The following is a 25,744-nucleotide window of genomic DNA, read 5'->3' as shown; positions in this document are numbered from 1 at the left end:
AATGTGGTCTTCCCGGTTACACTCCATCTTGTATCCCCTCAGGTACGATAGAGCGGGACAAAACAAACACTTCAACGCATTGTTGCTTTGATCGACAAAAGCAGACAAATCTAGACTTTTGGCATGCGACTGAGGTCCATGCCGTGTTGCTCTTTTATTGTTTTCCTAATATTAAAGGGCATCCCGGCTTCCGTCAATGGTTGAACCGCTTCCAATTTCGTTTTACCCGGATACGTGATAGAAAACTTTACATTGTTAAAAAAGACAACCCCAAATAACAGGTTGCCTCATTTTTATATCTACTTTAATTCATAAGCATCGATCTAATACTTTATCTCCATCTACAATTTAAACTTCTCAATCTGTGACCGCAGTTGCTCTGACATATTAGCGAGTTCTGCTGATGAGGAAGCCACTTCCTCCATAGAAGCCATTTGTTGCTGTGCTGCTGCGGAGACATTTTCAGTCTCTGCTGCTGTCTCGCTAGCCGAATCAGCAATGAGGCGAATAGAGCCCACCAGGCTTCCCGTTCCAGAGACAATCTCCTCTGCCGCCGCTGTGACACTACGGATACTGTCAGCGACCTGTTCCACGGACGAGCGAATATTCGTAAACAGCTCACTTGCAACTTCGCCCGCCTGTTTGCCCTGAGCAGCCTGCTCAACGGTCTGCTCAGAAGCACGAAGTGTACGCTCAATCTCCACCTGAATGCGCCCAATAAATCCAGCAATCTGCTCTGCGGATGCAATTGACTGTCCAGCAAGATTACGAACTTCATCGGCCACGACGGCAAATCCCCGGCCAGCCTCACCAGAACGTGATGCTTCAATTGCAGCATTCAGAGAGAGGATATTTGTTTGCCGGGCGATGTTGCTGATTACACCTACAACCTCACCAATAGAGGTGGACAAACTGCTGAGGTTTTGAATCGTACCGGACAGCTCACGAATGCCATACTCCATCTCATCCATCTTCCTACCCAGATCATGCATCGCTGTAGATCCATCCGTTGCGAGTACATTCGCTTCCGAAGCAACGGTAGATACATGAGAGCTATGTTCTGCGACACCATTAATCTGCATCGCAATATTTTCCGCTACATCGCTACCATCTTGTACACTTGACGTTTGACGCTCCGAGCCCTCGGCAACCACCATAATAGCCTCCGTAATGCTCTGTGATGCATTGGAACCTTGCTCAGCACCTACGGCTAGCTGTTTGGCAGAATCGGTTAATTGTCCGGACAGATCCGAAACATTCGTCATCAACTGATGTAGTTGCTCACTAGATCTATTAAATGAATGCAGGGCTGCGCTAATATCCGTTTTCCCTTTTACAGGAATGCGATACGTCAGATCTCCTTGTGCCAGTAGATCAATCCCGTGTGTGAGTTGACGAATGGGCTTTACAATTTTTGTCGCGATTAAAATACTGAGTAACAACGCGGCCGCAACGATGATAATTCCTACTGTAAGTATAAGCAAGAGCAGATCGTTAACCGGTTTTGAAAATTCACTCTCATCCATATATGTAACAACAACCCAGTTCAGTTCTGTTTGAGTCATGTATCCCAATCTTTTAACACCATCTATTTGAAAATCAAATGCAACATAATTGCCTTTTACCGCTTCGGCAAATGCTTCATTCATATGGGTGTTGCCCATATCCGTAATATTACTATTCATAATCTTCGTCTCATCTGGAGAATAGATAAAGATTCCACTCGCTGTCATCAACACTGCTTGTCCCGTGTTACCGTGCTTAAATGCACTTACATCTTCGACCAATTCATTAATACGATAACCAGCAGTATAGAAACCAACCGGTTGACCATCTTTCATAACTGGTGCACCAATGGCAACGCCAAGTGTATTATCTACTACAGAAATCAACGGTTCAGAGACATACGAACGACCCGCCTGAATTTCTTTTACATAAGGCCGGCTCGATAAGTCATATTCTTTACCTGTCGCGTCCATCGCAAACTGTCCTGTTACATCCGGTGAATACAGAACCGTAGTAAACTCAGGATGCTGCTCTTTTAAACTGGAGAGAAATTGCATCTGTTGCTCTTTATTGTCCTCAATTGATGCACCTTGCTCGGCAATCATTCTAACGACGGTTTGTTGCTCTTTCATTTTGATATCCATTTCTTTGGCCAACAATTTCGTATCTAATACGAGCTGTTTCGTTGAATAACTTTTGACCTGATTAGATGTAGGAACATAGAAGGTAACCGAAAGGAACGCAACACAGACAATGACGATGATCAGTGAAGACAGCATGATTTGTCCTGCCGTTTGCCTTAATGAACAAAATGTGAGTATTGAACGAAGAAAACCTGATTTTTTCCGAGCCATGACCTATCCCCTTTTTTTTAGAAGCTATAATTTTTATATGATATATATCGGTATAATCACGAGTGTTTTTAATCCGAAAAATACCGCTTCTAAAAAAAGTTTTGGATCAGAATTCAGATAACAAGAAGTTTAAATCACATATGTTCATAATGAGATATGGGTGTGTGTATTCAAATCAGAGTGAATAAACGTGTATAAAAACTATGTACACGTGTTTTTTTAGATAAAAAAAAGACTGCTTCGACATTCGAAACAATCTTATAGATGACCCGCTATGATGACTTCCCCGATACCTCGCGAATCTGGTACTTGCACTTTTTGCCGCCATCGGCGTAACATTCAGTGCGCTCGACGTCCGCTTGCAATAGGGAACGAAATAACTCTAACTCGCAGCGGCAAGCCTGCTTGTATACACTCGCGACCTGTACAATCGGGCAATTCAGTTCAGTGATGACATACGTGCCATCTTCTTCTCTGGATGCATCAGCCATATACCCGTTGGCATTCTGGATTCGTGCCAGTTCCTCCACACGTCCGGCAAGGTCATGCCCCTCCATCTGCGGCAAGCCACTGCGAAGCAACTTGTCACGGCGGCCTTCGAAAAGGGCATCCACGACTCCGCTGCCTGCCGTATCAGACAATTCATCAAGCAGTTCCAGTGTTAGAGAAGAGTAGGACTTCGGGAAATAACTGTCTCCGCGATCCGTCAGATGATATACCGAGGAGGGACGCCCTGCTGTTGCACGAGCCTCACGCACCTCGATCCATCCTTCCTGCTCCAGTGCTGTCAGATGTCGGCGAATCGCCATTCCGGTCAGCCCTAGCTCCGCCGTGATTTCACGAGCCGTCATCGTTCCTTGCTGCTTCAGCATGAACAGAATCCGTTCACGCGTTGTACGTTCTTCTTCACGCTTCATGTTCAGCACCTGCTCTCCTGCTTATGCCTGTACGGGCGCTGCCTCCCGGCAAGCATCCGAGCAAAAGCGGTTATGCGTCTCTTCGCAATCCTCACAGCAGACATGCTGCAGGTTGCAGGTCGGGCAATTAATATATCGGTCATGGGTCGTACCGCAGTGATAACAGCTGGCGATAACAATATCCTCATCGGTACGGTTGATCGGTACGGAAATCCGCTCGTCAAATACATAACATTTTCCATCAAACAGACGCCCTTGCACCTCAGGGTCTTTCCCGTAAGTTACAATTCCGCCTTCCAGTTGGGCAACATCCTGGAAACCTTCTTTGATCATAAACCCTGTCAGCTTCTCACAGCGGATACCGCCTGTGCAGTACGTAATGATTGTTTTGTCCTTCATATCGCCGAGATTCTCGCGAATCCACTCGGGGAATTCACGGAATGATTCGACATCCGGGCGGATAGCGCCGCGGAAATGACCGATTTCATACTCATAATCATTGCGTCCATCGATGACGATAACGTCATCCCGTTGCAAATGCTCGTGGAATTCCTTCGGTGAGAGGCGTTTACCGCTAATCTCATTCGGATCAAGTTCATCGTCTACGCGGAAAGTCACCAGTTCTGCTTTGTGACGCACAAAGATTTTTTTGAACGCATGCTCTTCCACATCATCAATCTTAAACACCATATCCTTGAACAACGGGTTGGCGTGCATGTCCTTCATATATTGCTCCGTCTGCTCCGGCGTTCCTGATACCGTACCGTTAATACCCTCGGAGGCAATCAGAATACGGCCTTTCACCCCTAGGTCTTTACAGTATTGCAGATGCTCCTGCGTAAACGTCTCGGGGTCTTCAATCTTCACGAACTTATAATATAAAAGCACGCGATACGCGCTGTTACACATGTATATCACCTGTTCCTCTTCCATGTTGTTGGCCGGTTCTTCCGGCGAGCCACCTACGTTGCACCCTGACTTGCAGAAAAAGAAAAGAAACAGCCGCCCGAAACATCGTCTCGAACTGCTGTCTAACCATTCGACTTTATATTCCTGCATACTAGTTTATCGGAAGCGCAAGGACTTAGTCAATATAAATGTATAGTAAGGCATGAAAGATATGGAACACGCCTTCCATGCCGTCACTATCCTTTGATTGGGCAACTATTCCGAAATCGTAATAATCGAGGTCACAAAGTGATATTTTTCATTCTCCATCACGGATTGTGACAGCAAAATTTTGTTTCCCTGCGGGCTCCAAGCCAACGCATCAGCTACATTGTCCATCTCTGCGGAGATCTGGAATTGCTCTGCCGATTCGGTATTGGAAACAAACAATCCTTTTTCGTTATCCTTATCCGAATTAATCGTGTACGCAATCTTGGAGTCGTCACCCGACCAGCTTGTGCCAAAAATCTGCGTGCCTCTGGCGAGTGTGGCCTTCTCATTGCCTTCCAGATCGGTGAGCACCAGCGCCCGTTTGGTATCCGCTGTTCTTTTTACAATCGCAAGCCTTGTTCCGTCGTTCGAAGGGATGACCCACTCCACGCTTTTGAGCACCTGTTTGACTTCGCCCGTCTTCGCATCATAGGTGTTCAGTTGACCGTCTTCTCCGGTAATGTAATAGATCGCGTTGCCCGACACCTTGATGCTGCGCACATTAAAGTTACCTGTCTCTACCAATACCTTTGTGGTACCGTCCAGTGAAGCCGAGACCAGATCCCCTTTCATATTGGAAAAAACGACATGTTCATTATCCAGCCAGGCACCTTCCTGAATGAATCCATCCTCTTTACCCGCGGCAATCGCTTCTCCGCTCTTCAGGTTCAGAATAAAAGGCCAGCCTGTCGTTTCCTCCGTCTGCCAGTAGAACAGATGCTGCCCATCCGGCGACACCTGCGGCGCTCCCAGGTTAACCTCGCTCTCTATGAGCGGTGTATCTGTGCCCTTCGTCAGATCATACATGTACAGGTTGTGCGGATACCGTTCCTCTCCCTCTACATTAACGGGTTTCATGGACGTGTTTTCTTTATCCGTCACAATCGAGTTCTCGCTCAACCAAGCGATTCCTCGCATATTAGGCAATTTATCTATTTTCTCAAGTTTGAAATTCTGGTAAACGGACGTGTTCGTGTTATCTTTGACCGTAATGTCTGTACCTGTTTTTGCACCTTGTGAATTGCCAGACGGCTCTGTGGTGCTTCCACAAGCGACAGTGGTCAATAATGCAGCTGCCCCCAGCGCTCCAAACGTAACTTTCATCCATCTCATCATGTCGTGATCCCCCTCGGTTACTTATGCTATACCCCCATCATAAAGCTGGCATACTTCCAAAGTTATTCAGACTTGTTTCCAACTTGTAAACTTGTATCTATGTCTTGATCTGCCAGTGGGAATACGAGTTGAAATGTCACGCCATCTTGATGCGCTGGATCGCTCGGTAATAATGTAATCGTTCCGCCTTGCTTCTCAACAAACTGCTTTACGAGGGATAGACCCAGTCCGGTTCCGCCTGTTTTACGAGCTCTGTCCTTATTGACCGTGTAAAACGGTTCAAAAATCTTCTCCCGTGCCTCTTCCGGAATCGGCGTACCTGAGTTATAGATGCGAATGACCGCCTGATGTTCCTCTGTACGCCGCTCATTCTCCACTCGAATGATGCCTCCAGGAACGTTATATTTGATCGCATTGTCCAGCAGGTTGATGAAAATATGCATCAGACTTTCCCGGTCACTGTGAATGATGGCAGGCTCCAGGCCCAGATCCATGTTCAGTGCAAACTTTTCGGCCTTACCTCGCATTCGTCCGCAAGCATCCTCCAGCAATGCACCGATCTCTACATCCTCCGCCTGATTCTCAAAATCATACTTTTCCAGCGCGGACAGATGCAGCACCTTTTCTACCATTTCATATAATCGTTCGGTTTCCTTCCCGATATTAATCGTCGCATCGTCCAGCAGTTGTGGATCATCCTTGTACATGTTTAAGAGCTCCACATATGCTTTGATCGACGTCAATGGTGTCTTGAACTCATGACTGATGTTGCCGATATATTGTTTCTGTTGCTGCTCAAGCGCTTGTAACTTCTCGATTGCCAGTTGCAGCTTCTGCTGCTCGGCATGCATGGCTGCAATGTTTTGTTGAATAGACGTGCTCATATAATAAATCCCTTGTCCCAGCTCGCCCAATTCATCCTTACGTTTGACCGGAGATTCGGTAATATAGTTGCCTTCTTGAATGGAAGACGCTGATTTCTTCAACCGGGTAATCGCTACAGCAAAACGGTTGTAGAACAGATAGCCGAGAATGAAACTAAGCGCGACCACCGTGATGCCCGCCCATAGGAACAATTGTTGAATCCGGGCATAGAAGTCCTGATAGTTCTGCACGGAATATTGAATCCAGATGGCACCAATCTGTCCCTCCGGGCCGTCCAGCGGGGCGGCATAAAGCAATGTCTCCCCCTGCTCGTGATAGGCAATTTTATTTTTCAATGCGTAATTCAAGGTCTCCTCAACAAGTTCACTCTCGGCTGGGGCAAAGGAAGCCCCTACTTGTTTGCCACTCATGTCATATAGTGCAATCGGCAAACCCGTTGAATCAGAGAGAGCCTGCGCCAATCTGCGTCCATTTTGTTGCAGGAACCGTTCCGGCTCTCGGCGAATGGCCTCCGTATAATACGCTTGGCGCACATTCAGATTAATGAGACGCGTCTGCTGCGCGAGAGTACTCTCCACCTGTGATTGCTGATTAAGTTCAATGCCCCGCAGCACGAGGGAGCTAAGCACAACCACCGTGAGGATGAGCAATGCAGCCAGAAACACGCTGAATTTTAGCTTAATGCTGACTCTCATACCGCTCCGCCTGCTTCAGGAGCAGCTGCCTTGTACCCAATACCGTATACCGTTTGCAGCAGTTGCTGATCGGTATCCCCGATTTTTTTGCGCAAACGCTGGATATGAATATCTACCGTCCGTGTCCCCCCTGCGTACTCCATGCCCCACACTCGATCCAGCAAATCATCCCGTGTGTACACCCGTTCCGGATTAGACATCAGGATGGTTAGCAGGTCGAACTCCTTCGGTGTTAAATCCAGCTTCTCTTCACCCACCGTCACTGTGCGATGAGCAACATGAATACGCAGTGTTCCATTGACAATCGCTTGGCTCTTGGAGTCGTCCTGCGGTGGGGTATTGCTCTTCTCCACCCGACGCATCAGTGCTTTCACGCGGGCGAGTAATTCACGGATTTCGAACGGTTTGGTCATATAATCATCTGCGCCCATTTCAAGGCCGACAATTTTGTCCACCAGTTCGTTCTTGACGGTGAGCAAAATAATTCCGATATCCTCCCGATCCTCCAGCCTGCGGCAGACACCATATCCGTCCAGTTTGGGCATCATCACATCCAGAATCATGACCTGAGGATGGAACAAAGCAACCTTTTCCAATGCCTCTTCGCCATCACTCGCTGTCTCCACTTCATACCCTTCACGCCGCAGTGCGTACGAAATGGCACTAACGATGCTGGATTCATCATCCACAACCAGCACTTTTCTATTCATCGGACTCATCCTCTTTATCTGTGTCATTGGTTTATGCGTTTATGTTAACAAGATGGCGATCAATATGCCATGAAACTTTGGTCGTTTCCAGCAATAGACGAGTATAGTCCAATCTGCACGCTGTCCTTTTTCTTTTTATACCCCAAAGACAACAAAAAGAGCCATTCCACCGATGGACTGGCTCAAAATTTCTCTATTACATGTTGACTGTAACCATGTGAAATTGACTGATAATATTTAAACGCTAATCATCTTTGTTGGTACCTATTGCTAAGGTAGCAACTTTCGGATTTCCTCTTCGGAAAGTCCTGAGGCTTTCACAATGGCGAACATGTCCACACCGAGCGCCAACAACTCACGGGCCATCTCTTGTTTACCTTCCCGTAAGCCTTCCAACCTGCCTTTGGCCGCCCCTTCTGCCCGCGCGCCCTCAATCATTGACTTCTCATCGCTCAACGCCTTCATCCGGGCGTCATACGCCATGCGGGTGGCAGCATCATGACTCAGAAATTCCAGCGTATCCATCGCTTTCTTTTCCGTCACACATCTTCAGCTCCATTCTTCACCAGCATTATACCATAATTCCCATCCCTCCTTCCGTTTAAAAATAACCCGCGCTATTTGATTTTTCATTCCTCAAACGATAAGTTTAACGGCTCGTCCGACATCTCATATTCCGTCTCCATATGCGTCACAGGTGTGTTTAGATCCACCTCTTCGAAGCGGAAGCTGTCGACCCAGACCTTGCCTTTCCCGTTCAGGATCACCCCAAACGAGATCACTGCGCTCTCTGCCGGTACATCCAGTACAATGCTGTACTGATTCCATGGCTGTGTACCCGTGATCGGCCGATCATGCATATTATCAAACTGAAGCACATCCTGCACCTGATTGTCCACACGCATCCAAAGTCCGCAGAACGCTTCCACACGATCGGTTTTGACAAACCCGGACAGTTTCATCCGTTTACCTACATACTTGTCTGCCCTGAACTGCTGCATCATCGTCGCAAATTCATTCGGTTCCATTGGTGTAACGGCCTTCAAATACCCTGAGGCCTTGCCTTGATGTACCTCCGCAGGATCAAGTCCCATCTCATAATTTTGCGGGTGACTCCCCGTTAACATCCAACCTTTGATTGCCGTTGTAGAATTCATCTCTATTTCTCCTCCTCTGGTTTTTCCAGTGAATAGTTTAAGATCAAATAATTTGCGAAAACGTCCAGGCGGCATGCCATACATTTTGCGAAAAGCCCGGGTGAACGCTTCCTGACTTTCAAATCCACAGGCAAGTGAAATGTCCAATATACCCGCATCTGTGGAGCGAAGTGCAATAGACGCCAGACTCATCCGCCGATGGCGAATGTAATCAACCACCGTCATGCCCACTTCTTCCCGAAATAGCCGGTGATAATGATACGGCGATAATGCCGCATGGGCAGCCACGTCTTCCAGTCCAATCTCTTCATGCAGATGGTTCTCGATGTAGAACAAGCTATGCTGAATCATCTCCTGATATCGACTCAATTGAGGATGTCCCCCTTCCATATCCTTACTATACGTGCTCAAGAAGGCGCCGTTTTGATCATTTTTGCGGAAAAATCAAAAAAGAAGAGCCAGACCAAGGACAACTCTGTCCTTGACTGACTCTTCGCGTATTTAGACTGCCGGAACCGGCTGTGCACCAGACTCTTCTTCATCATGCTCCACCAGCTCATGTCTCTCCCATGCACGGCTCTTCCAGCGGAAGTACATAATGACCGCACGTGTCCATTCGTCTGCCGCAATAGCAAGCCATACACCTGCCAGCCCCAGATTTAAATGGAACACCAGCAGATATCCGAGAGGCAGACTCATACATACCATGGAAATCAGGCCCATGTATACCGGGAACTTCGCATCCCCTGCCGCACGCAGAGAACCGATAATGACGATATTGCATGTACGTCCGGTCTCAAGCACCAAACTTAGCAAGAGCACTTGCGCTCCCAATCGGATAATCTCTGGATTATCCGTAAAGATGCTCATCAGCGGCACGCGGAAAATGATAATGATCACGTCAATCACAACGGTAGCCAGAAGCGCCCATTTTACACTGTCAAATACACGTTTATAAGCGTCATCCTTGCGCCGAGCACCGACAAGTCGGCCAACAATGATCGATGTCCCCATGCCGATGGCCATACTGAACAGATAAATGTAACTGGAAATGTTGCCTGCATATTGCTTCGTTGCCATCGCTTCCGCACCTAGATAGGTCACGTACAGCGTAAATACGAGCTGGCAAGAGTGGTACACCATCGACTCCATCGCAGAAGGAATGCCGATGCGCAGAATTTTGCCAATAAAATTTTTGGACAGCTTAATGTAATATTCAAAATCTACACGCACTTCGCTGACACGATACAAGAGCCAGAAGAAGATCAGCAAGCAGACGAAACGGCTGCCTACCGTCGAGATCGCTGCACCTTCCACACCCAGCTTCGGCAGTCCGAAGTGACCAAAGATCAGAGCATAGTTACCAATCACGTGAATGACGTTCATAAACACGGACACATACATCGTTTCCTTGGTATAACCGTGTGTACGTATCGTTGCGGCCAGTGCATTAATGAGGGCCTGCAGGAAGATTCCGCCCCCGACAATGCTGATATAGGAACGGGCATAATCATAAATTTCACCTTGTATATTCAAAAGCGACAGCAAGTGTCCGCCAAACACCAGGAAGATCACACTAAGGATCAATCCGACCGCTAGGTTTAGCGTAATGGCATTACCTGTAACCTGTGCTGCTTCTGTCAGCTTTTTCGAACCGATATATTGGGCTACTACAATGGCAGCACCATGTCCAATGACTTCAAGTACAAGAATCGCAATCGAGATAATTTGGTTGGCCGCTCCCACCCCGGAAACGGCATTATCCGATACCGAGCTAAGCATGAGCGTATCCACGCTCCCCATCAACATAAACAAGAAGAGTTCTAGGAAAATAGGCCAAGTCAGCCGGATCAGCTTCAGGTCCTGGGCATCTGAACGGAGGGACTCTTTGGTCGAGGATATTGCTGTCATTTTCTCACCTTTCCAACGTTTGCTTCAATTCATAGGGTATGTTAGCACAGGTGGTTTGAAAATGCAGTAGTTTTGCGAAAATAATTGAAAGTATTTTGAAAATTCCAGTAATAGGTAGTTTATTGTTTTCATAAAACCTGTTTGGCTGTCGCTTTTTTATGGCGTTCTGTGACGACTCCAAGACATAACAAAACCCTCCCACCACGCTAACTAAGCGAGTAGTGGAAGGGCTTAAATTCTTTTACTTTTAAAATCAGTGGAAGCACTGGCAGGCAATCATCCTTTAACCGAACCTGCAGCGATCCCTTCAACAATTCGTTCACTCAGCACAAGGAACGCAATCAAAATCGGCAAAATGCTGATCATCAGCGTAGCCCCGATGGCACCCCAATCGGTGGTGTACTGCCCGATAAAGTTCTGCACTCCGACCGTCAGTGTTTTGTATGCATCCGAACTGATGAAGGTATTCACGAAAATAAATTCGTTCCAGTCATAGATCATGTTAATGATCGCGGTTGTAGCAATGACCGAAGCCGTCATCGGCAGTACAATGCGGAAGAAGATGCGGTTCACCGAGCAGCCGTCCATCACCGCTGCCTCTTCTACCTCTCTTGGAAGCGCATAATAGAATCCTAGCAGAATCATAATCGTAATCGGCATATTAAATGCAATGTAAGAAAGAATGACCGATAACGGATGATCGGTAAGATTCAACTTCAAAAACAGGCTGAACAGCGGAATCAGCGTGGAATGCACCGGGATCATCAGCCCTACCATGAACAGTCCCAGCACCAGTGAACGCCCCTTCCAGCGCATGCGTGTGATCGCAAAGGTTACGAGACTTGCAAACAGCACCGTAAACACCACTGAAACGACCGTAATCCATACACTGTTGAAAAAGTATAAGCTGATATTGCCTTCCGTCCATACTTTGACATAGTTCTCCCAACGCGGCTGTGCCGGAAGCGCAAAAGGAGCCATGTCGAATACTTCCTGGTTATTTTTGAGTGAGAATAACATCAGCCAGATTAAAGGCAGGATTTGAAGCAAAGCCACCAGTGACAGAAGTACATAGAGCAGGACATATCCAAGCCTTCTCGTCCATGCAGGGCTGTGACCTGTCTCCGGGCCTACTGGCAGCCGAACAGCCGGTTCCATCTTCAACGGGATGACCTCCTTTCATTGTAAGTAAGCGTCAGGAATACTGAATTGTATCTTTGGATGCCGTTGCTTTGCGAAGCAGCCAAGTCACGACCAGACAGATCAGAAGCAGGAAGAAACCTACCGCACTGCCGTATCCAAAGTCAAAACTGCGAAATGCCTGACGATACATGTAGGAGGCCATGACTTCACTGGAGCCATTCGGACCGCCATCTGTCATGACATAAATGAGGTCAAAATATTTCAGTGAGCCGACCACGGCGAGCACCACGGTCACTTTAATGACTTCCGTAATGAGCGGCAGCTTAATCCGGAAAGCAATTTGCCACGGGTTTGCACCATCTATCCGCGCGGCCTCAATAAGCGATTCCGGGATATTTTTGAGTGCTGCATAGTAAATCAAAATATAGAAACCTGCATACTGCCACAAAATTGGCACGAACAATGCATACAACACCAGTGATGGCTCCGCCAGCCAAGCTGGCGGATTGCTAAATCCGATGGCTTCCAGGAAGCTGTTCAGCACACCGTTGCTGGGGTGGTAGATTTTCAGCCATAACTGGGCAATCGCAACGGAGGATAACAGCATCGGAATCAGATATATTTTACGAAATAGATTTGCACCCTTGATCTTGCCTGACAGCACCAATGCAATCATCAGATAACCAATGAGACTCAGCGCAGAGAATAAGGCTAACAAAAAGGTATGATTGGCACTCTGCCAGAACGTACTGTCCTGGAGCAATCTGGTGTAGTTATCCAAACCAATAAACGTCATTGCCCCAATTCCATCCCATTGCATCAAACCGTAATAGCCCGTAAGTACAATGGGGATGTAGACCAGAACCAGCAGCAGAAGCAGCGCAGGCAGTACATACAGTGCGGCCACCAGACGGTTCGACATGACTTTGTCCAAGACGTAATCCTCCCTTCAAGCGTTCAAACATTCAAATGGTGTACGTGTCGGTGAGGTCTACATCAGTTGCCTTTATCGATCGCAGCCTGATGATTCTTCACAAAGTCTTCCGGTGTAACTGCTTTGCCAAACAACGCCTGAATCATGTCGAGATGCGCCTGGGCAGCAGCCGGTTTCATCTGCACATCTGCAAAGAGGGTCAAGCTACTCGCCTGATTCAGCTCGTTCAGCAGATCGATGTAAAGTTGTGGCAGCTGGACTGCAGCGGTATCCACTTTAGTTGCTGGAATGACCCCAGCTTCGGTCACAGAGCTTTCGCCCCATTTTTCCACAAAGTATTGAATGAATTTCTGTGCTTCGTCCTTCACTTTCGAGTTCTGAGCCGCAAACAATCCTACGCCCGGTCCGCCTACCCAGCTGTTAATGTCGCCTTTGCCGCCGTCAATCGTCGGGAATTTGAAAAATCCAACCTTATCCTTGAATTCCTGCGGAATGTCCGGGTTCGTTGTAAAGTTTGGCAATTCCCATGTTCCCATCAGATACATAGCCGCTTTTTCATTCATGAATTCGGATTTGCCCTCATCGTTGGACAAGCCGTTAAAACCTTTGTTGAATGCATTCATATCCACCAGCTTCTGCACTTCAGCCGCAGCCTGTGTCAGCGCCGGATCATCAAACTTGCCAGAGCCATTAATGGCTTTCTCCAGCGCATCGCCGCCTACACGATTCGCCAGGTACATGTACCAGAGTGAACCCGTCCAGCGGTCCTTGTTCCCTAGTGCAATCGGCACTTCACCGTTATCGGTCAGCGTCTTCACCACGTTTAGGAATTCATCATAGGTGGCTGGTGTCTGCAAATTATATTTATCAAATATCGCTTTGTTGTAATAAATAGGTGAGATATTCAGCTCGATCGGCAGTGCATACGTTTTGCCGTCTACCGCGTAAGCCTCGGTCGTTCCGGCGATAAACTTCTCCCCAAGTTCCCCTTTCAGTAAATCATCGAGCGGTGCAAACAGGTTACCCTTCACATAAGGCTCCAGGAATCCCGCAGCCCAGGTTACGCCCACATCGGGAAGTTCATTGGAAGCAGACAGAATTTTCAGTTTGTTTTTGTATTGTTCATTCTCCAGCACTTCCTGCTTGATCGTCACATTTGGGTTATCGGTCTGATACTGCTGGATAATATCGTTCACCAGCTTGTTCTGTTGTGCCGAGCTGCCAGCTGGCCAGAGATGCATGAATTTCAGAGTAACCTTGCCATCTCCGCCACTGTCACCGCCGCTTGCATTACTACCGGAATCATTGCCCGCCCCGGAACCTGCATTGTTGCATCCAGACAAAATGACAGCCAAAATCAGCGTCCATGACAGGATCATCGCCAGTGTCTTTCTTTTCATATTTCCAACCCCCAATAGTGGAATTTCGGTTTTTGTAACCGCTTTAAAAAAATTGTAGCATGGGCACCACCAGCCTATAAGGGTAGAATGATTTGGAAAAACTCCACTATTTTGAGTATTTATTACCTGCTTTATTGGACGAGAGAACTCTCCTTCATTCACTCTGTTAATCCTTTTCGTTCACGGCATGACGATATTTACTCGGACTGATGTTCTCCAGGCTTTTGAATACTTTGATAAAATATTTATCGGTCTGATACCCTACTCTCTCCGCAATTTCGGAGATGGGCAGGTTCGTCTGCACTAACAGCTCCTTTGCTCGCTGTACCCGTTTGCGCATGAGATATTCGCTGAAATTCAGCCCGACCTGTTCTTTGAACAGCACACTAAAATAACTGGAATTCAGGTGCAGGGAATCGGCAAGCTCACGCATAGTCATCGGGTCACCCAGATGTGTCTCAATGTATGCTAAGGCTTCTCCAATCGGTGTATTATCCTGGTGCTCTCTCCGTTCCCGGATATCTACCAGCTTCGGGTCAACGAGGTCCTGCATCGCTTGAATACGTCGTTGCTGCTCATGAAGGAGAAGTGCCTTCTGTACCGTCTGAAGCAGCTGCTCTTTATCAATCGGCTTGAGCAAGTAATCCACCACACCCAGCTTAATCGCTTGCTGCGCATAATTGAAATCTGCGTATCCTGACATGATCAGCACCGCAGGTTTGCTAGGAAAATGTTGAATAGCTTCCACCAGAGACAAGCCAGAAAACTCTGGCATTCGTACATCCGTAATCAGGAGATCAGCCGGCTGGCTTGCAAGCCACTCTTTGGCCTCCACGCCACTCGCAACCGTCTGAATCCGGTTCTTCCCGGCAGACCATGCTTCAAGCGTCTTCCGTATGCCTTCTCTTGTACGCGGCTCGTCGTCCACAATCAGAATTGTTTTTTCATGAATCATGTGCAGCCTCCGTTCCCCTCGGAATCTCGAATCGAATCACTGTCCCTGCTCCAGCTTCGCTCTCCACAGTAAGTTTGGCATGCTCACCAAGCTGACGACCAAAATAAAGCCGTAGACGTTGATATACGTTGATCAACCCCACACCAGCTCCTCGGCCTGGAGCTACCGGCTCACCACCGTTTAGCGCCTGTTTAATCGTCTGAAGACGTTCCTCGTCTATGCCCGGCCCATTATCGCGCACCTCCACACGCACTAGCCCTGTTATTGAGGAAGGATATACATCGATCTCTACCCTTCCGGGTTTTAACGTGCTCTCGATGCCATACAAAACAGCATTCTCTACCAGCGGTTGAATGAGCAGTTTCGGCATAGGTGTACTGCGTAGTTCCTCACTCAGCCTGATCTCCCACTGCATCCTGTCACCGAGCCTCATCTGCATAATGTTCAGATATCGCTCTACATGCTCAAGCTCGTCCGCAATCGTCACCCATTCATCCTGGTGCGGACTGGAGATAATGTACCGAAATAACCGAGACATTGCGATAACCATCCGCGCCATCTCCTCCTCTCCTTTTTCCTCCAACGACCAGTAGAATGCTTCTAGTGTATTGAACAGAAAATGAGGGTTGATCTGGGATTGCAGCGCCTTCATCTCAGCTTGGGACTGCATGACCTCTTTCTCATGTACCACCTGCGTCAATTCATTCTGCCTGTATACCATCTGGTTATACACGTCATTCAGTTCATTGATTTCTAAGGTGGAGCTGATCATAAGGTTAGGCCTCATTGCTCCAGGCTGTGCCCCACGCATCGCTCGCATCAGCCGAATGAGCGGACGGGTAATCATCGTGGAGAGGAAGAAGGACATGACCAGAAAAAGCACAACGCCGATGACGCCTGATACAAGCAAAGCCGTTCTCAGGATCGACACCCCTTCCGTGGTCTCTCGCAGCGGTGTCAGTACAGCTAGCGTCCAGCCTGTTAGCTCGGAACGTTGCTTCACTACGATATAAGACTCTTTCCCGTTCTGAACGACGGACTCACTATCCATCACTGCCTGAGGGTCCAGATGTACGTCCAGATTGGAGGTCACGACTTCACCACCGGCGTCCAGTAGCATAATCGAATCCTGGGAGCCATCTGCCCCGTTCGAATCATTCAATTGAAAAAAACTACGTTGCATTCTCACAACCACGTATCCCCCATGCTCAAAAGAACGCTCCAGCAGACTGATCCGCCGAACAGCCAGAAGAATGCTCGGATCGTCGGGATCGGAGCCAGCCCACACCAGTCGCCCCTTACCCTCGTCCGCTTTGACAATCCAGTTCCGCTCCAGCCTATGACTTAAGGAACGGTCATCCATCGGAAAGATACGACTGTAATCCGTGGTGTATATCTCCATACTCTGGGCGCCATTAATAAAGGATTGGTAACTGCCTGCGATCTGCAGCAATGCCTGTCGCTGATTAAAGCTCGCCTTCTGCCCTCGCTTCTCTTCATTCAGCAGACGTTGCACGTAAGCATCATCTGCAACCTGGGCGGTTAGGGAATTCACCTGTGCAATCAGTGCATCTAACCTGCCACTGGCCTGTACTGCGGTCTGATGGATATGCTTTTCGGCATTGCTTTTCAGCAAAGCCGCTACACGGTCATAGGCTGTGATGCCTGCGAGCAGAAGAACAATGAGCATAACCATCACAAAACCGACAAAGATCTGATTGCGAAGCGAGTTAAAATGTTTTGTTTTCCGCTGCAATGTCCAAACGTCCTCCTCTTTCTGCATGTAAAAGAAACCACCATCTCACGCCCGCCTTTTTGCATTGACGGTGTTCACTCGATGCCGGATTTTATCTACATTATTCTGTTATGCTTGAATTAAAGCGCTTGCAAATTGAATTCGTACAATGTTATCTCCCCTACGTCCCGCTCCACTTTGTTTACCGATTAAACTAACAAATTCAAAATAGCACAGTTTGGTTTGGGAATCAATGGAAAAGTATTTTCCCAATGCCTACCTCTCTTTTTCCTTGCATTCGTCTCATCATTTCTCACATAAGTTTTCAAACCGCTATCGGTTATTCGTGCGCAAAGCCCTTAAATTTTGGGGTGCAGCACCTCTTGCATGTAACGTGCTAACTTTGTTACATCAAGCTGGCTACACCCCAATATGTATTCAACATGTTAAAACGCAGGGTGTATCATTGAATAGATGTCACCCCTTAGGCAATGCATTACGCAAGCGTTTCTCCCGATACCGCTGATAGGCGCGTATCAACATGCCGATGATGATCATCACCACACCAATGTTAATCGCCACATCCGCCAAGTTTAAGATACCCTGCCCCGACGGAAACACCAGAAAGTCCGTCACACGAGCATAAACAAAACGGTCTATGGCGTTGCCCAGCGCACCACCGACCATGAAACCTGCCCCGGCCTGCATCCAGAATCCCCGTATCTCACCTTTATGCCGATAATAGAGCATACCTGCGATAAACAGCACGGCAATGACCCCAAACAAACGCGCATTCCCTTGAAACATGCTTCCGGCCATCCCGCTATTTTCATAATGCTGCAGCTGCATCCCTGAATCCCCAAGCCGCATCACTTCGCCAACCTCCATATACATCCGAACCGCTATTTTGGTACCCTGATCTACAAGCGTAACCAGCAACGCGATAAAATAAAACAGCATGCTTTTCCCCCTCCTGCCTGCCTGAATTGCTCTTTATTTCAATTGTAAAAAATCATCATAACGTTCCCCTTACTTTACCACAGCGGTTATAACGTCTCCAAATGATCGGGTCTTGAGTCTCTTCTAACATCCGATAAAGTGTGTAATTCAGTGCGGGCAGGTAGAACCCTGTCCTGCGTCGAATGTAGAGCTTCATCACACATACGAAGGAGATGTCTTTCATTTGAATTCGATAAATCCCGAAATCACTGGCAGATTAGCGCAAATGCAGCAGGAAGAACAAGAACTGGTATGGGATACGTTCAACTCCGGAACAGCGCTACAACTCGGTCTGCATCTAGTTCAGGAAGCGAAACGCCGCTCACAAGCGGTAACCATTGATATTACGCTAAAGGGGCATCGTCTCTTTTTGCATGCGATGGAAGGCACACACCCCGATAACGAAAATTGGATTCGGCGCAAAAACAACGTGGTCAACCACTTCGGCTCCAGCTCCTGGCATACGGCCTTGCGATTACGGAGCGAAAACAAAACATTGGAGCAAGACTACCAACTAAATGACTCCGATTATGTACTGGCTGGTGGCGCATTTCCGCTGATCCTAAAAGAGGAAGGGCAAGTGGGGACAATCACAATATCGGGTCTGCCTGATGAGGAAGATCATGATCTCGTTACTACTGGCATTCGCTCGTTTTTGAAATAGAGCCTGCTTAAGGAAAAATAATTCCCAAGTCGCTCACCATACAAAAAACACCTTCTAGAGAAACGATATGAAAATATCTACTCTGAAGGTGTTTTGTTATAAAACTGTCCTTACTATCTTTTTATTCCTAGTAGACAGCCACCCTTACATCAGGTTTATTATCTTCTGGTACACTTGCTGTAAAAATGACATCATGACCCGTACGAGACACGTCCCATCCAATAATGGAGTGTCCGAATGCAGACTCAATTCTACCAGCCACTTCATCTAATGTCTCTGTTCCTGATAAACTCACACGTTTTACAGTTTCATTTGTGCCGTCTTGAAATACAACTCTAATACTTTACATACTAGTTGGAGCAGCATCAATTGTTAAAACGATAGTAACTTTTTTGAGGTACTCCAACAGGATGTGCGGCCCCTACGGTTGTAATCTTACTATCCGGCATGCCGATTCCTGTGTTCAACCCGGAAAGTCTTGCCAGAGCTTTACTATTATTCGCTGCCGGAAGTTTGGCTGTGAAGATCACTTTCGTCCCACTGGCAGATACATTCCAATCCGGAATGGTTGTCCCAAATGCTGTTGCGATCTTGTCCGCAAGCTCACTTCCCGTTTCGGGACTTCCCATCATATTTACATGGACTACCCATTCGGATGCTCCATCCATAAATTTAACACCTATCGGCCCATCACTACTTTCGGAACCAGGCAAACTTAATGTTACTACCTGAGACGTATTAGTCGCTGGATTTCCGGCAACTGTAGTTGTGCTTGAAGGCGCACCAACTCCTGATGCCTCCAATGCATATAACCGAACATGTTCGTTATTCGTGCCCGGTTGCTGCGATGTAAAGTGTACTTTGGATCCATCGGCGGCTGCACTCCACCCCGGTATGGATGTCCCAAAGGCTACGGCTATTTTCGATGCTACTTCCGTTGCCGTTTCTGTACCTGTAATAGAAACCGTTTCTGGGATCGGTGCTCCCCCATCTGTAAAATAGACATAATATGAACCCGGAGCTGTTGCTCCATTTTCGATTTCCAGTGTTACTACCTGTGCTGTATCAGGCATCGGTACAGCCCCTACGGTTGTAATCTTACTATCCGGCATGCCGATTCCTGTGTTCAACCCGGAAAGTCTTGCCAGAGCTTTACTATTATTCGCTGCCGGAAGTTTGGCTGTGAAGATCACTTTCGTCCCACTGGCAGATACATTCCAATCCGGAATGGTTGTCCCAAATGCTGTTGCGATCTTGTCCGCAAGCTCACTTCCCGTTTCGGGACTTCCCATCATATTTACATGGACTACCCATTCGGATGCTCCATCCATAAATTTAACACCTATCGGCCCATCACTACTTTCGGAACCAGGCAAACTTAATGTTACTACCTGAGACGTATTAGTCGCTGGATTTCCGGCAACTGTAGTTGTGCTTGAAGGCGCACCAACTCCTGATGCCTCCAATGCATATAACCGAACATGTTCGTTATTCGTGCCCGGTTGCTGCGATGTAAAGTGTACTTTGGATCCATCGGCGGCTGCACTCCACCCCGGTATGGATGTCCCAAAGGCTACGGCTATTTTCGATGCTACTTCCGTTGCCGTTTCTGTACCTGTAATAGAAACCGTTTCTGGGATCGGTGCTCCCCCATCTGTAAAATAGACATAATATGAACCCGGAGCTGTTGCTCCATTTTCGATTTCCAGTGTTACTACCTGTGCTGTACCTGCATTGTTTTCAGCAAAATCCACATTCCAGCCTATGTTATTCTCGGAGAATACAGCACCTGCGGAACCTTTACTCCACAATGAAAATTCTGACGAATCCTTGAATTCTAAAGCTACTTTCTCGTCACTAGGTAATTTATAACCTTTTATGTATCCTTCTTTTACCGCCTTCTGTACTTCTGAATAATTCCAATCTAAGGCAGACAGATCAGTATAATGCACTCCTGCTAGCTCATTAAATTCAAATTGACAATTAACTAATGCCATAAATTCTCCACGTGTAATTACATTGTTGGGCCTAAAGGAATCGTCGGAACATCCTTTGATCAATCCTTTTGAAAGCCATTTATCAATGGTAGGTTGTGCCCAATGCCCTTCAATATCTGAGGTCACATCTTGACCATAAACAACTCCACCTGATAGACATAACATACTCATAACTAAGATAAATATGTTTACTTTTTGAGTCATCCTTTTAAAAAACATACATTTCCTCCTATTAAGATATAGATATCTCTCACTAATTGATCGGACAAACCTTTCCTTCACTCCCTTTCCTTCTCATGTTGAATGTAGATCAAAGTGCTAACTTCGACCATTCAATTTCTAAATTCTATAAATGTAGTATAGCATTTTCTAGAAGGTACCATTAATACAAAAAATAAAGATCCTTACCGTAATATGGATCTTAATGATGAATTGACCTTTTTAAGTAAAATTAGAATGTGATAAAAGTTAAAGTAAAAAAACTCCCCCGAAAATTAATACATCGAAACTCTCAGGGGAATTATAGTTGAGATCAGGATGGCTTTTTATTTTTCATAATGTGATATACGTTGCTAAAGCTGCCGGAGAGAATGCCGACGATCGGGAAAATCGCCCAGTTAATATCCCAGCGCTGGTAGACGAAACCCGTAAAGAGGAAGAACGCTGTCGCGAGCGGCCAAACCACAGCCTCAACAGCTCTCACTGCTCGTGCCTCTTCTCTCTTGGCTGCATTCAGGTGCTGATTCTCCAGCAACGTCGTATAGGAACCCTGAATATTACCGTAATAGACAAACAAAAACACACCAATCCCCGCTGTAGCTAAGAGAGCCGACACACCGTAAGAAGCATACGTATCATTCACATAGGCCCCTGCAAAGATGAAAACAGGAGACAGGATGCACAGGCACACGCCCGTAATAAGAGCCACTCGATATGTGAGTGCAAAGCTTGCCTTATTACGCTGAAGAGTCATCAGAAGGGAGCGGGGGAGCTGGAACCCTATCTCCATATACTCAAACCGTCCCAGCTTCATACCGCTGTAGATGAACATGCCCACGGCAACAGCCACCAATACAAACATTCCACTCATGCCCAGCACAGAGCCAATGCCGAACGTACCTTGATCTGATGAAGACCCAAAGCTCTCGAACAGCGTATCCATTAATATAAGAAAAGCTATTCCCGCTGAGGACAGCCACACGCCCAGCCCCGTCCAGAAACCTGCACTTCGCTTAGCCGCGAGATAGGCCTGAACCTCTTCTTCGGTCAGCACTGGATATGTTTCCGCAGCATCCTCAGTCTGAATACCGAGCTCTTCCATCAGTTCCTCGATGTTGCCAAATTCGGAGATCACAATGCCAACCGCCTCATTCTCCGATCTGCCCTCCTGTTTTAACTCCAGATACTTATCTTCCATACCCGAAAGAAGCTCCTGTTTCATGCGCTCCACCTCAGGACTTCTCGGCAATCCCGCAAACATATTGTCCAGATACACCATTATTGTCTCCATATCCGATCACAGCTCCCTGATAAACAGATTAACGACCTCTTGCGTAACCTTCCATTCCTCGCATTTTTCCCTGTAATAGTCCAGGCCAGCTGGCGTGATCCGGTAATACGTGCGGCGTTTTCCCAGACTTTCATCCTGATAAAAGGATTCAATATAACCGTTTTTCTCCAAGCGGGTGAAGGCCGAATAGAGTGTGGTCTCCTTCATGACATACTTTTCATCAGTTAGCTGCCTGATGTTCTTGGAAATCTCGTATCCGTACGATTCTCCTTCAAGCAGCATATAAAGGATCAGCGTATCATTATAACCGCGTATTACGTCACTGCTGATCACAAAAGGTATTCCTCCTCATTACTTCATCTGTCGTAGTAGTTTGAGTATAGCATAGTTACTACGACAGATGAAGTAGTTTAGTTGAAAATAGGAAAAATAAAAATCCGCACCTGGTTAGAGGTACGGATTTAAGAGCTGTAACCTTAGTTTACGCATGTTCAGTCAACTATTTAACAAACGGTTCTCTTTCTCTGCGTTTAACGATGCGATTACTGAATGGCGGACAGCACATCCAGCAGCATGGACTTGAACTTCGGACGATCAATCGCTTCACAGACACGTACATTTGGCGCTTTACCCAAACGTCCGTTGATATCCACAACACTGTATCCTCGCGTTAATTCTCCTGCCGCTTCCACATCGACGTAATAATGACCCGACTTCGTCATGAGTGACTCATCTGCGGCAACCGCCATTAACAAAGTGTCGGGATGGGTTGTTCCGTTCAATTTATGTACCGATTTGTTGAATTGCATGACCACTTTATTAATCGCAATGAAGAAATCGGAGCCCGAGGTACGGAGTGCTGCAATCTCTGCATGATCGTTATCATCCATAACGGAATATTGAGTGCACATCTCCCAGCCAACCATCGTAATCGGAATGCCTGCATGCAGTACAATTTTGGCCGCTTCCGGGTCTACGTAAAAGTTATATTCTGCCGCCGGCGTGATATTGCCCAGTGCATTGTTCGTTCCACCCATGATGTATAGATGAGCGATCTCAGGGATGATGGTTGGATCTTTCTGAATCGCCATTGCAATGTTCGTTAGCGGCGCAATCGCCAGCAGTTCAATCTCACCTGGATGTGCATGCACCTTTTCGATAATAAAATCAACCGCATGCCCGCTCTCGGGACGCTGATCCGCCTTGGGGAAATGCGCGCCGCCCATACCATCATCGCCATGCACATCTTCTACCGTACGATGCTGGGCCTGACCATAGGCCATGAGTGGACGCTCGCAGCCTTTGTATACCGGAACCTTCCCGCCATGTCCGGCAACTTGCACGGTGTACAGTGCATTTTCAACCTCTTGGTCAAACTGCACATTACCTCCGGTGATCGTAATGCCCTCCACCTGAAAATGATGCAATGCCGTCAGAATCGCAATCGTATCGTCTCCTGCTGTATCCGTATCAATGATGACTCTTCTCATGCTGCCGCGCTCCTTCTTCTGTATAGTATTCGTTCTATATCCGCCAAACGGCCCTCGTGTATATCACCATGATCATTCGACGGACATATCTATGCGAAACGTCAGGTCTATTTTACATCAAAAATGTACCGATGACGATGGAAACGCCGATGATTACGGAACGAAGCAGTTGTGCCACCGCCATATTACCACGCGCAATTTCATCACACACTCGCATTTTCGGGATCAGGAAATCAAATATAATATAAACCAGACACAGAATAATGATACCCAGCCCCGACCACAGTAGCATATCCAGCCACGAATGCGTTGAGAACGACACCATACCCACAATGATACACAGACCTAATAACTTGCTTCCCATGTACATACCTGCTGCCTCGTTGCCTTTGGCGATTTCCTCGCTATCGTTATATCGGGTCAATTTGCTAAACGCAAAATACCCCACAATCAATACCACTAACAGAATGCCAATCCCCACCGCAACATTCACGAGGTTCAATCCTAGCTTTTCCATTCCTTCTCCTCCTCATCATTCATCGGTTCACGTACAGCAGCAGCGCAATAATATGCCATATCTCCGGTAACTTTCTCCCCTACCCGGGGTAACATTCCGGCAAAACGTCCACCAATCACAAATACACCCGTTAGCACATAACCATGGTATTCTCCATCCTCTGTCTGAATTACAGCCTGTTCCATCGGCACGAGTTGCTGATATACCTTGGGCTGGTTTGCATAATAGGCGGTGACCTCTTCGTCCTCGTCATCATATCTATTCAAGACTACAGGTATGTCCCCTGTGATGTCTGACTCCAGTTCTCTTTTCAAATTAGAAAGAGAATGTGCTTGAGTGTTCGTTGCCGTATCTGCATTCTTATTCGCATTTGTATCCACGACGTCCGCCTGATCTTGAACTGCTTGATGATCCAGCAAAATGGTCCCACGGCCCTCGCGCCCCCAATAGCTTTTGGCTACGTAAGGTACATCGCTCTGCTCAAACGGCTCCGCGGTGAAGTAGGTTGGCAACAGATAACGTGAAATCACTTCCATCTCTGCCTCGTCAAAAAGCGTAAATCCACAATACTCTGGCGTCTGCTCATTCCGCTCGTACAGCGACCAGAGGGCAGCCATAAAACCTTTGCTCTGCATCAGCACATGCTGGACAGGATTCATCAGGCCAAGCTGTCCTTCTCGCACTAGTTCAATCAGAGCAGCACCAATGTCTACATCGGTCGTCTCGTCCCGATCCCCGATCAGGTATTCCAGCGGATACAGCCGATACAACAATCGAATCTCGCAGCCCTGATGATACAGCGCCTCTCCCGGCACGATCTCAAGCTCCTCCAGCGGAGCATATAACACCTCGTATCCGGCTTCGCGGCAACGTTCCATAAGGTAGGCGGTGTTGGTTCGATCCTCAACATGATCGCCATATGAAGTAAACGTCACCGGCCCTTCTAACCCTTGCTCGGCATAAAACGTCAGCCAAGATCGGAAACAATCTCGGATACGTGCATCCATATGCACAGAGGGTGCAGTCCATGTATGGTCTTCTGTCCGTCCGATCAAAATGTGTTCAAGGGCCGCCGATTCAGGAATACCTGTCGGCGTGTCGGTGTTATTTTCAATACATTTCAGACCAGCTTCGCCAATAATCCAGTCCTGACGGGTGATTCCGCCCGTGACAGCTTCCATGCGTGCTGCGGCGATCAACCCCGGGTGGATACCCAGAGGATGCTCCAGAAATGAATCCGGCATATAGCGCTGAATAAAACGCATGACTTTGCTGTAAATCGCATCCACCGCCTCCGCCGCAGTGTGTAGCTCATCCAGTTCATCCGGTGTGTAAACCGTCAATGCGGGTACACAGTACTGCTTGCCGTACATGCGATGATATGGGATCTTCTCTCCAGCTTCACCCGAGAAAATCTCCTCGTGACTGAATGGCATCGAGTACACTTCCCTCATCCTGCCAGCCTCCCCCGAATGATGCGGAGAATGATTG

The 25,744-nt window shown here is 47.4% G+C and carries 22 protein-coding genes and 1 pseudogene; 1 reads left to right on the top strand and 22 read right to left on the bottom strand.

Going from position 1 to position 25,744, the window contains the following annotated elements:
- Window positions 1–341: 341 nt before the first annotated feature.
- The 15 genes and pseudogenes from EC604_RS10150 to lspA all read right to left on the bottom strand — a co-directional run bounded on the left by EC604_RS10150 (window position 342) and on the right by lspA (window position 18,036).
- Window positions 342–2,360 (bottom strand): methyl-accepting chemotaxis protein, encoded by a 2,019-nt coding sequence (locus tag EC604_RS10150; protein ID WP_123064053.1) that lies wholly within the window; start codon window positions 2,358–2,360, stop codon window positions 342–344.
- A 272-nt stretch (window positions 2,361–2,632) separates the two neighbouring features.
- The gene (locus EC604_RS10145) at window positions 2,633–3,277 is read right to left on the bottom strand and encodes a helix-turn-helix transcriptional regulator (RefSeq protein WP_123064052.1); all 645 of its coding nucleotides are present in this window, start codon (window positions 3,275–3,277) and stop codon (window positions 2,633–2,635) included.
- A gap of 21 nt (window positions 3,278–3,298) precedes the next feature.
- Window positions 3,299–4,186, bottom strand: coding sequence for a rhodanese-related sulfurtransferase (locus EC604_RS10140; RefSeq protein WP_090921769.1), 888 nt, complete (start codon window positions 4,184–4,186; stop codon window positions 3,299–3,301).
- Window positions 4,187–4,441: 255 nt separating this feature from the next.
- Entirely contained in the window at window positions 4,442–5,551 is a 1,110-nt protein-coding gene (locus EC604_RS10135; RefSeq protein ID WP_123064051.1) for a hypothetical protein, read from the bottom strand.
- A 62-nt stretch (window positions 5,552–5,613) separates the two neighbouring features.
- Complete coding sequence (locus EC604_RS10130) at window positions 5,614–7,131, bottom strand: sensor histidine kinase (RefSeq protein WP_123064050.1); 1,518 nt, start codon at window positions 7,129–7,131, stop codon at window positions 5,614–5,616.
- A complete protein-coding gene (locus tag EC604_RS10125) occupies window positions 7,128–7,841 on the bottom strand; it encodes a response regulator transcription factor (protein WP_123064049.1) in 714 nt (237 codons plus the stop codon). The genes EC604_RS10130 and EC604_RS10125 overlap by 4 nt, the downstream gene beginning before the upstream one ends.
- Window positions 7,842–8,111: 270 nt before the next feature.
- A pseudogene (locus tag EC604_RS10120) lies at window positions 8,112–8,375 on the bottom strand (Rpn family recombination-promoting nuclease/putative transposase); the annotation flags it as partial.
- Between the two features lie 95 nt (window positions 8,376–8,470).
- The gene (locus EC604_RS10115) at window positions 8,471–9,388 is read right to left on the bottom strand and encodes a helix-turn-helix transcriptional regulator (protein ID WP_123064048.1); all 918 of its coding nucleotides are present in this window, start codon (window positions 9,386–9,388) and stop codon (window positions 8,471–8,473) included.
- A gap of 111 nt (window positions 9,389–9,499) precedes the next feature.
- Window positions 9,500–10,909, bottom strand: coding sequence for an MATE family efflux transporter (locus tag EC604_RS10110; protein WP_123064047.1), 1,410 nt, complete (start codon window positions 10,907–10,909; stop codon window positions 9,500–9,502).
- Window positions 10,910–11,185: 276 nt separating this feature from the next.
- A complete protein-coding gene (locus EC604_RS10105; protein ID WP_240036798.1) occupies window positions 11,186–12,067 on the bottom strand; it encodes a carbohydrate ABC transporter permease in 882 nt (293 codons plus the stop codon).
- Window positions 12,068–12,104: 37 nt separating this feature from the next.
- The gene (locus EC604_RS10100) at window positions 12,105–12,986 is read right to left on the bottom strand and encodes a carbohydrate ABC transporter permease (protein WP_123064045.1); all 882 of its coding nucleotides are present in this window, start codon (window positions 12,984–12,986) and stop codon (window positions 12,105–12,107) included.
- A 62-nt stretch (window positions 12,987–13,048) separates the two neighbouring features.
- Window positions 13,049–14,386 (bottom strand): extracellular solute-binding protein, encoded by a 1,338-nt coding sequence (locus EC604_RS10095; protein ID WP_123064044.1) that lies wholly within the window; start codon window positions 14,384–14,386, stop codon window positions 13,049–13,051.
- A 166-nt stretch (window positions 14,387–14,552) separates the two neighbouring features.
- Complete coding sequence (locus EC604_RS10090; RefSeq protein WP_123064043.1) at window positions 14,553–15,341, bottom strand: response regulator; 789 nt, start codon at window positions 15,339–15,341, stop codon at window positions 14,553–14,555.
- The gene (locus EC604_RS10085) at window positions 15,331–17,124 is read right to left on the bottom strand and encodes a cache domain-containing sensor histidine kinase (protein ID WP_240036774.1); all 1,794 of its coding nucleotides are present in this window, start codon (window positions 17,122–17,124) and stop codon (window positions 15,331–15,333) included. Before EC604_RS10085 ends, EC604_RS10090 begins: the two co-directional genes overlap by 11 nt.
- 429 nt (window positions 17,125–17,553) lie before the next feature.
- Window positions 17,554–18,036: a signal peptidase II gene (lspA, locus tag EC604_RS10080; protein ID WP_123064042.1), complete on the bottom strand. Its 483-nt coding sequence runs from the start codon at window positions 18,034–18,036 to the stop codon at window positions 17,554–17,556.
- A gap of 223 nt (window positions 18,037–18,259) precedes the next feature.
- On the opposite strand from lspA, the gene EC604_RS10075 reads away from it, so the two are divergent.
- Entirely contained in the window at window positions 18,260–18,739 is a 480-nt protein-coding gene (locus EC604_RS10075; protein WP_240036772.1) for a heme-degrading domain-containing protein, read from the top strand.
- Window positions 18,740–18,866: 127 nt separating this feature from the next.
- Here the strand turns inward: EC604_RS10075 and EC604_RS29880 are convergent, their stop codons facing one another.
- The 7 genes from EC604_RS29880 to EC604_RS10045 form a co-directional block, all read right to left on the bottom strand.
- Window positions 18,867–19,034, bottom strand: coding sequence for a hypothetical protein (locus tag EC604_RS29880; RefSeq protein WP_161556906.1), 168 nt, complete (start codon window positions 19,032–19,034; stop codon window positions 18,867–18,869).
- Window positions 19,035–19,104: 70 nt separating this feature from the next.
- Complete coding sequence (locus EC604_RS10070) at window positions 19,105–20,907, bottom strand: S-layer homology domain-containing protein (protein WP_161556905.1); 1,803 nt, start codon at window positions 20,905–20,907, stop codon at window positions 19,105–19,107.
- Window positions 20,908–21,268: 361 nt separating this feature from the next.
- The gene (locus EC604_RS10065; protein WP_151458064.1) at window positions 21,269–22,246 is read right to left on the bottom strand and encodes a permease prefix domain 1-containing protein; all 978 of its coding nucleotides are present in this window, start codon (window positions 22,244–22,246) and stop codon (window positions 21,269–21,271) included.
- Window positions 22,247–22,252: 6 nt separating this feature from the next.
- On the bottom strand, window positions 22,253–22,579 hold the full coding sequence (locus EC604_RS10060; RefSeq protein WP_090921618.1) for a PadR family transcriptional regulator: 327 nt from the start codon (window positions 22,577–22,579) through the stop codon (window positions 22,253–22,255).
- A 209-nt stretch (window positions 22,580–22,788) separates the two neighbouring features.
- Complete coding sequence (locus EC604_RS10055) at window positions 22,789–23,736, bottom strand: nucleoside hydrolase (RefSeq protein WP_123064039.1); 948 nt, start codon at window positions 23,734–23,736, stop codon at window positions 22,789–22,791.
- Window positions 23,737–23,848: 112 nt separating this feature from the next.
- Window positions 23,849–24,253 (bottom strand): DUF350 domain-containing protein, encoded by a 405-nt coding sequence (locus tag EC604_RS10050; protein WP_123064038.1) that lies wholly within the window; start codon window positions 24,251–24,253, stop codon window positions 23,849–23,851.
- A complete protein-coding gene (locus EC604_RS10045) occupies window positions 24,241–25,707 on the bottom strand; it encodes a glutathionylspermidine synthase family protein (protein WP_123064037.1) in 1,467 nt (488 codons plus the stop codon). The genes EC604_RS10050 and EC604_RS10045 overlap by 13 nt, the downstream gene beginning before the upstream one ends.
- Between the last annotated feature and the right edge of the window lie 37 nt (window positions 25,708–25,744).

The organism is Paenibacillus amylolyticus (assembly GCF_003719335.1).
GTDB classification, from domain to species: domain Bacteria; phylum Bacillota; class Bacilli; order Paenibacillales; family Paenibacillaceae; genus Paenibacillus; species Paenibacillus amylolyticus_D.
This window is presented reverse-complemented; position numbering and strand designations above follow the sequence as displayed.

What these genes read in the sequence shown, in the direction of transcription:
- EC604_RS10055 (WP_123064039.1), bottom strand. Translation starts at nt 23,736, where the DNA reads ATGAGAAGAGTCATCATTGATACGGATACAGCAGGAGACGATACGATT.
- EC604_RS10065 (WP_151458064.1), bottom strand. Translation starts at nt 22,246, where the DNA reads ATGGAGACAATAATGGTGTATCTGGACAATATGTTTGCGGGATTGCCG.
- EC604_RS10085 (WP_240036774.1), bottom strand. Translation starts at nt 17,124, where the DNA reads ATGCAGAAAGAGGAGGACGTTTGGACATTGCAGCGGAAAACAAAACAT.
- EC604_RS10145 (WP_123064052.1), bottom strand. Translation starts at nt 3,277, where the DNA reads ATGAAGCGTGAAGAAGAACGTACAACGCGTGAACGGATTCTGTTCATG.
- EC604_RS10135 (WP_123064051.1), bottom strand. Translation starts at nt 5,551, where the DNA reads ATGATGAGATGGATGAAAGTTACGTTTGGAGCGCTGGGGGCAGCTGCA.
- EC604_RS10130 (WP_123064050.1), bottom strand. Translation starts at nt 7,131, where the DNA reads ATGAGAGTCAGCATTAAGCTAAAATTCAGCGTGTTTCTGGCTGCATTG.
- EC604_RS10045 (WP_123064037.1), bottom strand. Translation starts at nt 25,707, where the DNA reads ATGAGGGAAGTGTACTCGATGCCATTCAGTCACGAGGAGATTTTCTCG.
- EC604_RS10095 (WP_123064044.1), bottom strand. Translation starts at nt 14,386, where the DNA reads ATGAAAAGAAAGACACTGGCGATGATCCTGTCATGGACGCTGATTTTG.
- EC604_RS10105 (WP_240036798.1), bottom strand. Translation starts at nt 12,067, where the DNA reads ATGGAACCGGCTGTTCGGCTGCCAGTAGGCCCGGAGACAGGTCACAGC.
- EC604_RS10070 (WP_161556905.1), bottom strand. Translation starts at nt 20,907, where the DNA reads ATGAGTATGTTATGTCTATCAGGTGGAGTTGTTTATGGTCAAGATGTG.
- lspA (WP_123064042.1), bottom strand. Translation starts at nt 18,036, where the DNA reads ATGCTGTTTTATTTTATCGCGTTGCTGGTTACGCTTGTAGATCAGGGT.
- EC604_RS10050 (WP_123064038.1), bottom strand. Translation starts at nt 24,253, where the DNA reads ATGGAAAAGCTAGGATTGAACCTCGTGAATGTTGCGGTGGGGATTGGC.
- EC604_RS10090 (WP_123064043.1), bottom strand. Translation starts at nt 15,341, where the DNA reads ATGATTCATGAAAAAACAATTCTGATTGTGGACGACGAGCCGCGTACA.
- EC604_RS10140 (WP_090921769.1), bottom strand. Translation starts at nt 4,186, where the DNA reads ATGTGTAACAGCGCGTATCGCGTGCTTTTATATTATAAGTTCGTGAAG.
- EC604_RS10125 (WP_123064049.1), bottom strand. Translation starts at nt 7,841, where the DNA reads ATGAATAGAAAAGTGCTGGTTGTGGATGATGAATCCAGCATCGTTAGT.
- EC604_RS10110 (WP_123064047.1), bottom strand. Translation starts at nt 10,909, where the DNA reads ATGACAGCAATATCCTCGACCAAAGAGTCCCTCCGTTCAGATGCCCAG.
- EC604_RS10150 (WP_123064053.1), bottom strand. Translation starts at nt 2,360, where the DNA reads ATGGCTCGGAAAAAATCAGGTTTTCTTCGTTCAATACTCACATTTTGT.
- EC604_RS10115 (WP_123064048.1), bottom strand. Translation starts at nt 9,388, where the DNA reads ATGGAAGGGGGACATCCTCAATTGAGTCGATATCAGGAGATGATTCAG.